The sequence below is a fragment of the Alteromonas sp. MMG017 genome, from assembly GCF_018100795.1.
Classification (GTDB): Bacteria; Pseudomonadota; Gammaproteobacteria; order Enterobacterales; family Alteromonadaceae; genus Alteromonas.
Genome location: NZ_JAGJDY010000001.1, coordinates 499,983 through 515,872 on the forward strand (window position 1 = coordinate 499,983; position 15,890 = coordinate 515,872).

General features: G+C 45.2%; 11 protein-coding genes. 10 read left to right on the forward strand and 1 reads right to left on the reverse strand.

What is annotated here, in order from left to right; genetic code table 11:
• The first annotated feature begins 279 nt into the window (after positions 1-279).
• The 9 genes from J8L84_RS02145 to J8L84_RS02185 all read left to right on the forward strand — a co-directional run bounded on the left by J8L84_RS02145 (position 280) and on the right by J8L84_RS02185 (position 13,168).
• Positions 280-1,557 carry an aromatic ring-hydroxylating dioxygenase subunit alpha gene (locus J8L84_RS02145; protein ID WP_211069239.1) on the forward strand — a complete coding sequence of 426 codons (1,278 nt, stop codon included), beginning with the start codon at positions 280-282 and terminating at the stop codon, positions 1,555-1,557.
• 364 nt (positions 1,558-1,921) lie between these two features.
• Positions 1,922-2,989 (forward strand): GlxA family transcriptional regulator, encoded by a 1,068-nt coding sequence (locus tag J8L84_RS02150; protein ID WP_211069240.1) that lies wholly within the window; start codon positions 1,922-1,924, stop codon positions 2,987-2,989.
• Positions 2,990-3,302: 313 nt separating this feature from the next.
• Positions 3,303-4,283, forward strand: coding sequence for a dipeptidase (locus J8L84_RS02155; protein ID WP_211069241.1), 981 nt, complete (start codon positions 3,303-3,305; stop codon positions 4,281-4,283).
• Between the two features lie 2 nt (positions 4,284-4,285).
• Complete coding sequence (locus J8L84_RS02160) at positions 4,286-4,816, forward strand: 4-vinyl reductase (protein WP_211069242.1); 531 nt, start codon at positions 4,286-4,288, stop codon at positions 4,814-4,816.
• Between the two features lie 58 nt (positions 4,817-4,874).
• Complete coding sequence (locus J8L84_RS02165; RefSeq protein ID WP_211069243.1) at positions 4,875-6,935, forward strand: NADH:flavin oxidoreductase; 2,061 nt, start codon at positions 4,875-4,877, stop codon at positions 6,933-6,935.
• Between the two features lie 132 nt (positions 6,936-7,067).
• Positions 7,068-9,017 (forward strand): (Fe-S)-binding protein, encoded by a 1,950-nt coding sequence (locus J8L84_RS02170; RefSeq protein ID WP_211069244.1) that lies wholly within the window; start codon positions 7,068-7,070, stop codon positions 9,015-9,017.
• Entirely contained in the window at positions 9,010-10,530 is a 1,521-nt protein-coding gene (locus tag J8L84_RS02175) for an electron transfer flavoprotein subunit alpha/FixB family protein (protein ID WP_247670493.1), read from the forward strand. Before J8L84_RS02170 ends, J8L84_RS02175 begins: the two co-directional genes overlap by 8 nt.
• On the forward strand, positions 10,523-11,332 hold the full coding sequence (locus tag J8L84_RS02180; protein ID WP_211069245.1) for an electron transfer flavoprotein subunit beta: 810 nt from the start codon (positions 10,523-10,525) through the stop codon (positions 11,330-11,332). The genes J8L84_RS02175 and J8L84_RS02180 overlap by 8 nt, the downstream gene beginning before the upstream one ends.
• 165 nt (positions 11,333-11,497) lie before the next feature.
• Positions 11,498-13,168 carry an L-lactate permease gene (locus J8L84_RS02185; RefSeq protein WP_211069246.1) on the forward strand — a complete coding sequence of 557 codons (1,671 nt, stop codon included), beginning with the start codon at positions 11,498-11,500 and terminating at the stop codon, positions 13,166-13,168.
• 116 nt (positions 13,169-13,284) lie between these two features.
• Here J8L84_RS02185 and J8L84_RS20355 read toward each other — a convergent pair whose 3' ends face one another.
• Entirely contained in the window at positions 13,285-13,440 is a 156-nt protein-coding gene (locus J8L84_RS20355) for a hypothetical protein (RefSeq protein ID WP_247670494.1), read from the reverse strand.
• Between J8L84_RS20355 and J8L84_RS02190 the strand changes: the two genes are divergently transcribed.
• Positions 13,429-15,834 carry a DEAD/DEAH box helicase gene (locus tag J8L84_RS02190; RefSeq protein WP_247670495.1) on the forward strand — a complete coding sequence of 802 codons (2,406 nt, stop codon included), beginning with the start codon at positions 13,429-13,431 and terminating at the stop codon, positions 15,832-15,834. The two genes, J8L84_RS20355 and J8L84_RS02190, sit on opposite strands and share 12 nt — an antisense overlap.
• The last annotated feature ends 56 nt before the right edge of the window (positions 15,835-15,890 follow it).

Consider the following 15,890-nt stretch of genomic DNA (forward strand, 5'->3'; position numbering starts at 1 on the left):
CCACTTATTCAAAAACGACAAGCCTATAACCAATAACACCAACAGTAAGAATCCAAACTCGCTTGCGCAAATTAAACGGATTAAGAAAAAACGCGACAGGTCGGAATTGCACGCTAGTTTTGTCGTTTTTGGCAATGCTTTAATCACTAAGGCGCTGCAAAATCAAAAAATTCAGGTAGAGCACATGTCGAACATACAAAGGCTCTGTAAAAACCAACTCTCCACCAGCCTAACCATAAAAAAAAGCTGGACACCATACAGGGCAAGGAAACACATAGAATGGCAAACCTAAATATTATACCGAGTTCGACAATACCTTGTACCAAAGAGCAAGCGATAGCGGATAGCCTAAAAGCGCACCCTGTGTCGTTGTCGCTACCCCAGCCCTTCTACACCGAACAAGCCAACTTCGATGTTGAAATGGAGCAAATCTTTCAAAAAGAATGGTTATTTGTAGGGCTTAGCTGCGAAATTCCTAAGAAAGGTAATTTCATGACTCAGCAAATTGGTAATAGCTCTATCACAATAGTGCGCGATCAAAACGGCGAAGTACGCGCATTTCATAATGTTTGCCGCCATCGTGGTTCGAAATTATGTTTAACCGAAAAAGGTAAAGCGGCCAAGCTGGTATGTTCGTACCATCAATGGACGTACGAACTAGATGGTAATTTACTGTACGCTGGCACCGACATGGGTGACGATTTTGATAAATCGAAATTCGGTTTACACCCCGTTCATTGTCGAAATGCGGGCGGGTACATTTATATTTCGCTTAGTGACAACCCAACCAATATTGACGATTACTTTGAAGATCTTGCCCATTACCTTGAACCCTACGATTTAGAAAATGCAAAAGTGGCCGTTGAAAAGACCATAGTAGAAGAAGCAAATTGGAAGCTAGTGATAGAAAACAACCGTGAGTGTTATCACTGTAGCGGCTCGCATCCAGAGCTTTTAGGCTCGTTATTGGAATGGGATGATACTGAAGATCCAAGAGCCAGCGATGAGTTTAAGTTTCTAGTAGCATCGAAGCAGGCGTTATGGGACGCAGAAGGAATTCCTCACAAGCATGTTTCTCACGGGTACGCCAAGCGCAACCGCATTGTTCGCATGCCGCTAAAAGAAGGCACTCATGTAATGACGGTAGACGGCAAGCTGGCCGTTAAAAAATTGATGGGGCGGATAAAAAACCCTGAGTTAGGCTCTATGCGCATTTTGCACCTGCCGAATTCGTGGAACCATGCGCAAAGTGACCATATTGTTGCCTTTCAAGTTAAACCCCTTGGACCACGTAAAACCGAGGTAACAACAAAGTGGGTGGTACATAAAGACGCGGTTGAAGGCGTAGATTACGACCTTGATAGACTCACCTACGTATGGGATGAAACCAATAAACAAGATAGACGTTTGGTAGAAAACAACCAACAAGGTATTAATTCAATAGCCTATCAACCAGGGCCTTATTCTGCCACTTATGAGTTTGGGGTAATTAACTTTATCGACTGGTTTAGTTACACCATGCAAGTGAATATTGCGGCGTCGACAACTCGCAGTTAAGGGCTTTAACTAAAAGGCCTTAACTGAAAGACATAAAATAAGAGGTTTAAGCTAAGAGGCCTAAACCAACCAGCTTTCACCATACTAATTTTATCAACCTGTACACACAAACTAACGAGAGTGCACATTCGTTGTAGAAAAAACTTTCGTTATGTGTAATAAAACATCAATAACTTTGTGTTTTGAATAAAAATGACGCAATTAGAATAGATAAAGTCGTTATTTTTATACTGCATTTGCCTGTAGTGATTCAATAATCGTCACCTAGCCTCATCGCTAATCTGACGGTTATTTGAATCAAATTTTGATCAAAAAATAGACCCACTAAAAATAATAAAAACATGGCAAGCTAGAGGCTAATGCAATGATACCTATACAGACAAAGTACGAAGGAAAGGGCGACCGTATTCGCCATATCGGTTTTTTGTTACTGCCAAATTTCACCATGATGGCATTAACGTCTGCCATAGAGCCTTTGCGCATGGCAAACCACCTTTCAGGTAAAACCTTGTACACCTGGGCTACCATAAGCGCCAGCGGTGAACCCGTTGTCGCCAGTGATGGCTTGAGTGTGAACGTGAGCGCCCGATACGAAAACCATGAAAGCTACTCGGCGGTAATGGTTTGCGGCGGTGTGGCGGTGAAAGAAGGTATTACCAAACTCGATTTGAACTGGTTAAATTATTTAGCCAGAAAGAACGTTATTTTAGGTGGTATTTGCACGGGAAGTTATGCATTAGCAAAAGCGGGATTGCTAGATAACGTAAACTGCACTATTCACTGGGAAATGCTAGCCAGCTGGCAAGAAGACTTCCCAAAAATTAAAAGCACCAACCAACTTTACACCATTGAACATAAACGTTGGTGTAGTTCCGGTGGCACTGCCCCTATGGATTTGATGCTTTGCCTTATTGGCAGAGAATATGGAAAAGAACTGCAAATTGCGATTTGTGAAATGTTCGCCCACGAACATATTCGCGACGAATCAGAAATGCAGCGTATTCCGCTTCAGCATGTTGTAGGTGCTAACCAGTCTAAGCTTCAAGATATAGTGCATTTGATGGAAGCCAATATTGAAGAGCCTTTGAACCTAAACGAGTTAGCCGGTTTCGTGAACTTGTCTCGCCGTCAGCTAGAACGTTTGTTTCAACGTTATTTGCATTGCTCACCCCATCGGTATTACATGCAAATTCGTTTAACCCGCGCAAGGCAGCTTATTAAGCAAACCAATATTTCTATTATTGAAGTGGCGATTTGCTGTGGGTTTGTTTCTACCCCTCACTTTAGCAAGTGCTATCGAAACGCGTTTAAGATACCGCCTCGAGAAGAACGTGCAAACCGAGGCTTACAATTCGACAACGCCAGCGGCGAATCGACATTTGGCACAGTGCAACTTCATTCATTTCCCGTGCATCAACTAGAGTGTGGTTAATACTCAACCACACCTACTCACTCACCTTCTCACCCATCAAGTAAACACTCACTTACCCATAAAGATACCGATATTGGTAAGTGAGAATTCCCTCAGACAACTTTCTACTTTTCTTTTTTGTATAAGTACCACTGCGCTTACCTGCCCTCCCTTTTCGCGAAAAGCTTATTTTGACTTATCTGCAGGGCACGACGCATTTAGCAAATAATGAGTCGCATTAGCCCTAATCGGCCATTTTGCTAGTGCTATTCTAATTTCCAAATTGTAAGCACGAAGCACATTTTAAAAGCGGCTTTTAGTTAAGGAATATCCCATGCAAGACGCAAAAGAGTTGCACGACAGCTCGATAATATTCGACGGTCTAGTGATAGCCAAATGGAACCGAGATTTGTTTGAAGACATGCATCGCGGCGGCCTAACCGCCGCGAACTGCACCGTGTCTGTGTGGGAAGGTTTTAAAAGCACCATAGACAACATTGTGGAATTTAATCAATACTTTGAAACCGACAGCGACTTGATCATGCCGGTAACCAAAACCGCTGATATCGCCACCGCCAAAGCCCTTGGTAAAACCGGCATTATTTTGGGTTTTCAAAATGCGAATGCCTTTGAAGATCAAATTGGCTATGTAGAGATATTCAAAAAGCTGGGCGTAGGCATAGTGCAAATGGCCTACAACACGCAAAACTTAGTCGGTACGGGTTGCTATGAACGCGACGGCGGCTTATCCGGTTTTGGCCGTGAAATTGTCGCTGAAATGAATCGCGTAGGCATAATGTGCGACCTAAGCCACGTAGGCCCGCAAACCTCAATTGAAGTCATTGAAGCATCTACTAAACCTGTGTGCTACTCCCACTGCTTACCTTCAGGTTTAAAAGATCACCCCCGTAATAAGTCAGACGAAGAACTTAAATTCATTGCCGACAGAAACGGCTTTATTGGCGTAACCATGTTTGCCCCTTTCTTGGCAAAAGGCATCGATTCCACCGTAGATGACTATGTAGAAGCCATGGACTACGTGATTGATATTGCAGGAGAAGACTGTGTAGGTATAGGCACAGATTTCACTCAAGGCCACGACAAAGCCTTCTTCGATATGCTAACTCACGACAAAGGCTACGCACGTAACCTCACTAACTTTGGAAAAATTGTGAACCCACTTGGTATTCGTACCCTTGGCGAGTTCCCCAATTTAACCGCCACCATGTTAAAGCACGGTTGGTCGGAGCAAAAAATCAAAAAGGTGATGGGTGAAAACTGGGTTAACGTTTTAAAACAAGTGTGGGGAGAATAATTATGTCGTATCACAGCCCTGAAATGCCAATACAAGTAGACGATGAAACCGGCGTATGGACCACCGACGCCCTGCCCATGCTTTATGTACCACGTCACTTTTTTGTGAATAACCACATGGGTATTGAAGAAGAAATTGGCGCAGAAAAGTATGCCGACATTCTTTATAAAGCGGGCTATAAATCGGCTTATTACTGGTGCGAAAAGGAAGCAGAGGCCCACGGTATATCGGGCGAAGCGGTATTTGAGCATTACATGAAGCGTTTATCTCAGCGCGGTTGGGGTTTTTTCATTACCGAAGCTCTCGATTTAGAAGCTGGTACTGCCCGAGTTCGCTTAGAAAATTCCGCCTTTGTTTATCAGTACGGCAATGTGAACCGCAAAGTCGATTATATGTTCACCGGCTGGTTTGCAGGCGCTATGGATCAAATTGCCCAAAGCCTTGGCTACTCGGTAAAAACCCAAGCTGTACAAACCCAATGCGCGGCCGAAGAAGGCTGTGACTATGGCATTTTTGAAGTGTCTCCTTTGTAGCCACAACCATATTGATTGAAACACGCAGTCGCGAAAATGTATTTCTTGAGGGAACACCATGGCGCAGTTTGAAGCCTTATTTAAGCCATTAGCAATTAATAAACTGACTATTCGAAACCGAGTAGTAAGTACGGCTCACGCAGAGGTGTATGCCACCGAAGGCGGTATGACCACAGAACGCTACGTAAAGTATTACGAAGAGAAAGCCAAAGGTGGCGTTGGCCTTTGTATTTGTGGCGGGTCGAGCGTGGTGTCGATTGATAGCCCTCAAGATTGGTGGAAGTCGGTTAACTTATCTACCGATCGTATTATCCCTCATTTTCAAAATTTAGCCGATGCCGTGCACAAACACGGCGGCAAAATTATGATTCAAATTACCCATATGGGCCGACGTTCTCGATGGGACGGGGGCAATTGGAGCACCTTACTTAGCCCAAGTGGTATTCGTGAACCAGTACACCGTGCTACTTGTAAAACCATTGAAATAGAAGAAATGCAGCGCATTATTGGCGACTTCGCCAAAGCTGCTGGCCGGGCTAAAGCCGGCGGTTTAGATGGCATTGAGCTTTCTGCAGTGCACCAGCATTTAATCGATCAATTTTGGAGCCCTCGGGTAAACCAGCGCACCGATGAATGGGGGGGTAGCTTTGAAAACCGCATGCGCTTTGGCATGGAAGTATTAAAAGCCGTACGTGGAGAAGTAGGCCGCGATTTCGCCGTAGGCTTGCGTATTACTGGCGACGAATTTCATGCCGATGGTCTTAATCACGATGACATGAAAGAAATAGCGGCGTATTACAATAACACCGGGTTGCTCGACTTTTTCAGCGTAGTGGGCTCGGGCTGCGACACCCACAATACCCTTGCTAACGTTATTCCTAACATGAGCTACCCACCAGAGCCGTTTTTGCACTTAGCAGCAGGCATTAAAGAAGTGGTGAGCGTGCCTGTTATGCACGCCCAAAACATTAAAGATCCTAACCAGGCGCAGCGCATATTAGAAGCAGGCTACGTAGATTTTGTAGGCATGACACGGGCGCACATTGCCGACCCGCACCTCATTACCAAAATTAAGCTTAACCAAGTAGATCAAATAAAGCAGTGCGTGGGCGCGAACTATTGCATAGACCGCCAATACCAAGGGTTAGATGTACTGTGTATTCAAAATGCAGCCACGTCCCGCGAATCTACCATGCCCCATATTATTCAAAAAACTGACGGCCTTATTCGCACAGTAGTGATTATAGGGGGCGGCCCTGCGGGCATGGAAGCGGCTCGCGTTAGCGCTGAACGCGGCCACAAGGTAACCCTAATAGAAAAAAGCAGTGAGTTAGGCGGGCAGATTACGATTGCCGCCAAAGCGCCACAGCGAGATCAAATAGCCGGCATCACTCGCTGGTTCACCTTGGAACTTGCACGCTTAGGCGTAGATGTACAACTTAATACCGCCGCCGACGAAGCCAGTATTCGCGGGTTTAATGCCGATATAGTTATTCTGGCTACCGGCGCAACACCGTTTATTAACCAAAACCCGCATTGGGGTGCTGATGACGGCTTAGTGGTTAGTTCGTGGGATATTTTAAACGGCCAAGTAACGCCAGGTAAAAACGTATTGGTGTACGACACCATATGCGAATTCAGCGGCTTATCGGTTGCCGACTTCTTGGCGCACAATGGCGCATTAGTAGAAGTGGTTACCGATGATATTAAGCCAGGTGCAGCGGTAGGCGGCACCACCTTCCCTACTTATTATCGCAGTTTATACGAGCGCGAAGTCATCATGACTTCTGACTTGTTGTTAGAAAGAGTGTACAAGGAAGGCGACAAGCTTGTGGCCGTGCTTGAAAACGAATACACAGGGCAACAAGAAGAACGGGTGGTGGATCAAGTGGTAGTAGAAAACGGTACTCGCCCCGACGAACTGCTGTACTACCAACTAAAACAAGACTCTCGTAACAAAGGGCAAATAGATATTGAAGCGCTATATGACGCTAAACCTCAGCCTATGCTTGCAGAAGAGCAAAGCGGTTATTTGCTGTATAGAATTGGCGACTGTGTAGCCCAGCGTAATACTCATGCCGCCATTTATGACGCCCTAAGGCTATGCAAAGATTTCTAATTGGGCGGCAAGTTACAGCATTCACCGCCAACTTTTGCATAACCGCTATTTCGATAACAGCGCTACACACAGCCAACCCACGCTTGCGGTTGGTTACAAAAAATAAGAAACCTAACCACCGCGGGTGTTGTCATGTTTGCTGATGATTTTTTACCGTCTGTATTATTTGTACTGCTGCTAGTGTCGGTACTGCTTACGCTAATTGGCGCAGGCCGCCGCGTGCGTTTGTGGCGACAAGGACAAGCATCTACTGTGCATTGGGCTGGGTTACTTTCCATTCCACGGCGCTATTTGGTAGACCTTCATCATGTAGTCGCTAGCGACAAATACATTTCAAATACCCACGTGGCCACCGCAGGCGGCTTCGTGCTAACCACTGTTTTAGTGCTAAGCATTTACCTATTCGGCATAACAGGCCCTGTTTTAAATTATGCGTTGCTAGCCAGTAGCGCGCTCATGTTTATTGGCGCAGTGTTTGTATTTTTACGGCGCAGGAACCCACCGCCTAATTTGTCAAAAGGGCCTTGGTCGCGCCTGCCTTATAGCTTGTTAACCTATGCAAGTAGCTTCTTTATTTTAAGCTTACCCGCCACCGGCTTATTTCCCGCAAACACAGGCGGTTGGTTATTGGCCGTGGTGTTATTGCTTGGTATAACCTGGGGCGTGGGCGAAATGTATTTGGGCATGGCCTGGGGCGGGCCCATGAAACATGCCTTTGCTGGCGCGCTGCATTTGGGCTTTCACCGCCGGCAAGAACGCTTTGGCGGCGGGCGCTCAACGGGTCTTAAAAGCATTAACCTTGAAAGCACTAACCTTAAAACCGAGAAGCTAGGTGTAGAAAAGCCTGAAGACTTTAAATGGAACCAGCTACTTAGCTTCGATGCATGCGTAGAATGCGGGCGATGTGAAAAAGCCTGCCCTGCCTTTGCCGCAGGCCAACCACTTAACCCCAAAAAGCTTATTCAAGATATGGTAGTTGGTATGGCGGGAGGTAGCGACGCCCAGTTTGCTGGCAGCCCTTACCCTGGCGTGAAAACGAGTATAGACAAAGCAGGCACTTATAAAGGCAGCCCGATTATTCCTATTGTAAACGTGCTAGTGCCATCTGAAACCGTGTGGTCTTGCACCACCTGCCGCGCCTGTGTTCAAGAATGCCCCATGATGATTGAACATGTAGACGCCATTGTTGATATGCGCCGGTTTGAAACCTTAGAAAAAGGCCAAACACCGGGCAAAGGTGCTGAATTGCTCGAGAACTTAAAAACCACCGACAACCCCAATGGCTATGCGCCTAACAGCCGAATGAACTGGGCAGCAGATCAGAACTTACCCGTATTTGGCCAACAGGTAGAACAAGCAGACGTATTATTGTGGATAGGCGATGCCGCGTTCGACATGCGAAACCAACGTACCTTGCGTGCCATGGTAAGTTTATTGCGCGCGGCTAACGTAGATTTTGCAGTATTGGGCGATAGCGAATGCGACAGTGGCGACCCAGCACGCAGGCTAGGCGATGAAGCCACCTTCCAGCGTTTGGCGAAAACCAATATTGCCACTATGGCGCAGTATCAATTCAAGCATATTGTTACCGCCGACCCCCACGCCTTTCATTGCCTTAAAAATGAATACGGTGATTTTGGCGGCCATTACGATGTGTATCATCACACTGGCTTTTTTGCCGATTTGGTGAAAAATAAAAAGTTACACCTAAGCACCGACAAAGCCTTATCGCTTACCTACCACGACCCCTGCTACTTAGGCAGATACAACGGTGAATACGACGCCCCTAGGTACTTACTTGAAGCGATGGGCATTAGCATAAAAGAAATGGAGCGGAGCAAAACGAAAGCACGCTGTTGCGGCGGCGGTGGCGGTGCCCCCGTTACCGATATACCCGGCACACAACGTATTCCCGATATGCGAATGGAAGATGCCAAAGCCACCAAAGCTGACATTATTGCCGTAGGCTGCCCGCAATGTAGCTTAATGCTAGAGGGCGTTGTAGAGCCACGCCCTCAAGTAAAAGACATTGCCGAGCTGATGGTAGACGCTTTGGTGTTAGAGAGCACAGCCGATGTCTAATTTATTTCGTCGCGACCCGAGAGCCCAGTGGATTGCCCGAAACAGGCTACATCCATTACATGTACCTGAAGGCCAGTTAGCTCAACGCGGCCCTACCGGATTATTGCGTAAAAATGTACATGCCATCGGTTTTATTGGCCCAAATGGCCTAAAGCGCATTGATAGGTCCGGCGCTGCGGATTCATTTAAACAGCTAAACAGACAATCGGCTCAAGGTAGTAAGTCAGCAGCACAACAAGAGGTTGTGCTACCGCTACACAAAATAGATAACCCAGACTTTTATATTCTAGTGGTGGTAGACGGCGTTTCGGGCAGATTATCTAGCCACGACAAAGATACCCTAGGCTTAGCTCATAAATTGGCAACCCAGGGCGCTCATCTTGATAATGGTGCTCATATTGAAAATAGCGTGATTGTCGAAAATAACGCGGCTTTTGATAAAGGTACTGGAGGCAACGAAGCACGCACAGGTGCAGGTGTAGATGCCGGCGCGGGTGCAGGCGAAAGAACAGGCGCAGTAGTCGCGGTATTCTTCGACACCATTACCGAAGAAAAGCTAGATACCGCAGGCATAGACAGGCTGGTAAATTTTGAAGGCAATGAATATCAGCACTACAACCCAGAACAGCGGTGCAACGATTTATACAAGCTAGTAAACCAGATAAATCCTAAACATATTTTATTTCCAGATAGCATTCATGGCGGAGCAGATTTAGGCCGCCGACTAGCCGCAAAGCTTGATATCACGGTGGCCAGCAATGTGTGGAAAGTTAATGGTAACCAAATAGTATGCCGAGGCTCTGCAGGCAAAACCGACATAACCCGCCCCATAACAAATATTATGCTGGCATTAGAAGAATGCAATGAGCCGGTGAGTGATACTAGGCACGAATGCAAAGTGTTTGAGCAGCCACTTATTCCGCCTCCTAAACAGGCACCTGATCAAACACTAGAACAAGCGATAACAAATACCTACGAACAAAAAATTACAGACCTAGGCAATGAAAGCGTGAACCCTAACGATATTAATTTGGCCGAAGCTGGGTTTATATTATCTGGCGGTAATGGCATTACCGATTGGGATCAGTTTCACCACGCAGCCGCTATATTGGGCGCTACCGAAGGTGCAAGCCGTGTAGCGGTAGACGATGGCTTTATGCCACGCGAGCGACAAGTAGGCGCAACCGGCACCTGGGTTACAGCAAAGGTGTACATTGCGGTAGGTATATCTGGCGCAATTCAGCACATGCAAGGCATAGCACAGTGTGAAAAGGTCATTGCCATTAATACCGATGATAGCTGCGACATGGTTAAACGCGCCGATTTAAGCGCCATAGGGGATAGCCAAGAAATTCTAACCGCCTTGCTTGCATTGGTGCATAAGCCCAAAAACGATTTAACACGGGATTCAAAAGGCGACCAAAAAGTCGAACACACCGCCCCTCGTGACACTTCCGGCTTAAACACGCATCAAACTACGCCTAAGCATGCAACGGAGGCTCAACATGCATAAGCTGCTTGAAGAAAATGTGAACATGACGGTGTTAGTGTCTATTGGCGAGCACCCGCTATCGAAGCGCCCAAGACGTGCCGAGCAAGATGCTAGAGCGTTAGAAATTGGTCTGAATTCGCCTGATGCCAACCTACAGGTGATGCACGCAGGCACTGCGAATAATGCGCAAACCCATACCGTATTAAAAGACTATTTAGGTATGGGACTACCAGAAATTAAAGTATTAACCGTACCACAAGAAACCGATAGCCTTGCCGCGTTAACTAGCAGTTTCACTGATAGCAGTCCCGATATAATACTGGCAGGCATGCGCGCCGAAAATGGCGAATCATCAGGCATGCTGCCTTACTTATTATCTGAAAAGTTAGGTATGGCAGTAGTACCCAGCATAACCGAGATATTAAGCGTAGATAAAAAAGCTGGATTCGCAGAGTTACTTCAAGCCTTGCCAAGAGGCCAGCGCAGAAAAGTAAGCGTAAAACTGCCCTTTGTGGCTACCGTTGATATGGCAGCCGCAGCACCGCGCCAAAGTGCTTTTGGCGCAGCCATGCGAGGAAAAATTACTGTAGTGGACGCCATTGCTACTGACACTACCACTACAAACGATGAGCCCCCCCAATGGAAAACAACCCCAGCTCAACCACGCCCTAAACGGCTTAAAATAGTGAAAGCTAAAACCGCCGCCGATAGATTCAAAGCCGCCACCGCCAAAGCCCAAGGTGGTGGAGGAAAGGTTATTTATAATAACCAAGAAGCTGCCGAAGCTATTTTTAAAATGCTAAAAGAAGAGAAGGTACTGTAGACGGTATATTAAGCATTAAGCCTAGTGCGAGGCAATCATCGCCAAAGTACGACCTGGTTATTACATCGCGCCGCGGCACTGGTACTACTGCTTATGCTAATAATTTGGTAAGTTAATAAACAGCTTACCAAATATAATGCACGCATTAAGCGAAGCCATCTCACTATGATGAACTTAGCATTCTCTTATCTTCCTCTTATTTTGCTTATTACCTTAATGGTAAAAAAGAACCCTATGCCATCTAGCAAAGCCTTACCTTTAAGCGCTTTGGTCGCTTACATAGTGGTGCTATTGGTATTCAAACAAGATGCAAGGTTAGTGAATGCCAATGTAATAAGTGGCGCATTGCTAGCACTTACCCCGCTGTCTATTATCGCAGGCGCTATATTCCTTTTTAAATGCATGGAAGTTACCGGTGCATTAGCTATTTTACGCAAAGCGCTAGACGGCGTAAGTGCAAACCCTGTAGCCCAACTAATGATTGTGGGCTGGGCGTTTATGTTTCTAATTGAAGGTGCCAGTGGCTTTGGTACACCCGCCGCCATTGCCGCGCCCATACTTTACAGCCTAGGTTTTCCCGCCTTACGGGTGGCGCTGTTCTGTTTAGTGCTTAATACCATTCCCGTTACGTTTGGAGCCATGGGCACACCCGTATGGTTTGGACTATCGCTACTAGAACTTCCCCAACAAAGCGTGCTTGAAATAGCACAGCAAGCTGCTCTTATTAACACCATAGCCGCCCCCATCATTGTGATATTGGCATTGCGGTTAGTGGTGAACGGTACCGCCCACATTAAAAAGAACCTGCTTTTTATTCTACTTTCCACCTGCGCATGCACCCTGCCCTATTTGGGGCTAAGTTACTTCGGTGTGGAGTTTCCATCGTTACTCGGCGGGTTAATTGGCTTAGTCATTACGTTGTTACTGGCGAAATATAAGATAGGAACAGAAGCAACTATTCAACCAGCTGCTAATCGACCAGAAGCCATCGAACACTCCCCAAAACAAACCCCAGAACAACCCCCAGAGAATACGGTACCACTAAAAACGTTAATAAAAGCCGCGTTCCCGCTATGGGGCACTGTGTTACTTTTGGTATTAACTCGCCTGCCCGAACTAGGGTTAAAAGCGCTTTTACAAGCCACCGAACCTGCGTTACACATTAGCCTAGGTTTTTTAGGCACCTTTCATATAAGCACAAGTTTAGTGGCCAGTTTAACCGGCATTTTAGATACCGCGGTAACTTGGAAACATAGCGTTTTGTATATTCCGTCGGTTATTCCTTTTGCGGTAACAGGTAGCATAACCTTGTGGCTATTTCGCCATTCATCCGGCTCGAACTCATTAAAAACAGCAAGCCAACAAACCCTAACGCGCATGCGAACACCTTTATTCGCCATGCTAGGCGCGCTTGTTTTTGTGAACATGATGATGCTTGGCGACAGTTCTGGCCAAAACAGCGCAGCGGTTGCCCAAATAGGCCATCACTTGGCACAAATAACGGGTGCAAACTGGACCTTCTTCGCACCACTTTTAGGGGCGCTAGGTTCATTCTTTTCAGGGTCGGCCACTATTTCGAATTTAACCTTCGCGGGCATTCAAACCACCATTGCCGGACAACTGTCACTACCCCTTACCACCATACTGGCACTTCAAAGTGTAGGCGCCGCCATGGGCAACATGGTGTGCATAAATAACATAGTGGCCGTTACCGCTATTCTGGGTTTGCAAAACCGCGACGGCGACATTCTAAAAAGCACCTCATTGATACTGGCGGTGTTTGCTGTAGTGGCCGGGGGTATGGGGGTGTTATTGGTTGGGGTTAATGGTTTTTGATAAAGGTTAACTGTATCTCTAGCGATTCGAAGATAAATACAATAATGTTCACACGACGTGAAGAAGGAATTAATCATGGATAGAATTAAATGACTTTATCAGACTACCTACGAAGTCTAGGTTTTCAACAGATAGATTCTCAATTCACTTCTTACCTTTTCAGTGATAACAGCCAAAAAGTCGGTATCATCATCGATACGCAACTGTATGGAGCCAACAAACCCAGCTTTCGCTACCACGAATACACTTCGTGGCAAAACATGTTGATGCATAAATTTGAGCGTCTATACCGCTTTATTGACAGCGAAGTACACGAAGACAGATTGCTAATTGGTGCAATATTAAATGACAGTACTGATGAATATGATTTTCGGCAGTTTGGCGCTGACAGACAGGTTAGTGAAACAGACCCAACTCGCCCAGAATATAATTTTGAAAGTCTATTTGAGCAGGTTTATGGTTCAAAATATCTGCATGCTTTAGAGCGAGAATATCAGTATGTAGACTTGTTTGGTAAAAGCCGATATGTGGATTACGTTCTTAAAACTATTGATGGCGAAATTGCCATCGAGCTTAACGGTGAAAGCTTTCACCATCCACTGCACATCAGACAAAGCCGTTATCAATCCCAGCTACTTAAGCAAAATTCGCTTATGAAAGACGGTATCAAAGTATATCGCTGGTCTAATGCTGGAATGGCTGATGAGAAGAAGTTTGCAGATCAAATTCGCCTCTACTTTGGAGAAGAAGAAAAATTTTGCGGTAAGCCAACAGCAAGCCAATTTAGAAACATTAGTTTTTCACTTTTCAAACACCAGAAAGATGCGCTTTTAGATATTGAAAATGGCAGAGCGCAAGGTAAAAATACATTTTTGCTAGTACTGCCGACTGGAACCGGAAAAACCGAAGTATTTATTGCAGACCACAGCAATCAAAAAAAACTGGGCAACGCTGATAGAGCATTGGTCATCGTTCCGTACAAAGACTTACGCGAACAAACAAAAGCACGGTTCACAGAACGAGATCCCAACCTCATAGTTTCCTCCAATATTTTGGACTCATCAGCTGATGTAATAGTGCAAACGACTCAAGCAATACAACGACAATTTGCTTCACTTACAACAAATTATTTTGATTATATTGTGGTGGATGAAGCTCATCATGCCCCTGCACAAGGTCTCAGACGAGTATTAGAACACTTCAATCCAAAAACGTTATTTGGTTGCACCGCTACGGATAAAAGACTCGACCAAAAAGATCTTGCTGAAATATTCGGTCGATACCAATTGAACATGACACTTGAAGAGGCGATTAAGCAAAAGCTATTACCGCCAATCCGCGCGTTTCGTTTGGAAAGTAATATTGATTTTTCTCAGGTTAGATTTAACGGAAAAGAGTTCGTTAAAAGCGACTTAAACAAGCGCGTTATCTTACCCTCACGAGACCAACTTATTGTAGACGTACTCTCAAAATACTTTACTCAACAAGATGCTGTAACAGGTCAATCTTTAGCAGCGCTGCAAGGTGTTATCTTCTGCGTTGACGTGAAACACGCCAATCGATTAGCTGCACTTCTAAATAAACACAATATTAGTGCTGAAGCCGTTTCTGCAAATAGCAGAGAAGGATTAAAGAAGTATAAAGAAGGTAAGGTACGTTTTTTATGTGCTTGCGATTTATTGAATGAAGGATGGGATGCGCCCAACACCTCCATTGTTGTAATGGCACGGCCCACAATGTCAAAAGTGTTATATATGCAACAACTTGGCAGGGGAACTCGCAACCACCCCGGAAAGGAAGCACTTTACGCGATTGATGTGGTAGACAGCTATGGCCCCGCGCTGCAACCATGGAGCTTGCACAGTATATTTAATCTTGATGGCTATAAGCCCTTCGCTGACATATTTAATCCAAACGAGGCGCTCGTAGGTGAAGAAGTGATTCTTGATCACCTTTACGAACACGAGCGCAAACTTCATCCCATCAAGCTATTTAACTTTGAAGACGAGTTTGGTGATTACATTAATGATGAACAGCTCGCTAGGGAGCTTTTTGTATCAACAGGTACAGTCAAAGCTTGGGTAAAAAAACAAAGTTTAATACCAGACAAACAGTTACCGTTTGGTAGTCATATGCTTAATTACTATGAGCAAAGTAGAGTCAACGAAATACGCGAGGAGAAAAATCTCAAATACCGCAACGAAGACACACGAAGAGATGATTTTTTCGAGTTTTTAGAACAACGTGATTACACGTTTTCGTTCAAAATTGTATTCCTGCTATTGATGCTAAAGCATGTCGATAAAACTGGAGAAGCGAGCCTTTCGCTATTGAGAGCAGATTATCAGTCATTTTATAAAAACTTATTGACAAAATACGGTAAAGCAGAAAAAAACAACAGCCCTCTAAACAGCGAAGAGTTTCTGAATGACAAAAAACAGTTAACTAAAAGTATTCTTCAAAATCCATTCGAAAAATTTGAGCGAAAAAGTTTTATGTACCATGCCAAAGATTTAGACAAACTAGCGTTTGATGCTGCACTGTGGGATAGGCTTGAGAGCAGCGATATAGAGTTGATTAGGAAGCAAATGTTTGAAGATGGAGAAAGTTACTTCAATAAACATGTTAAAGGTGGCACGTTTGAAGAGGAACTCTTTAGTGAGTAGAGTTTCTTATTACCAAACTAGTGAGATTAAGCCCTTTAAAAGCAGAATAATATTAA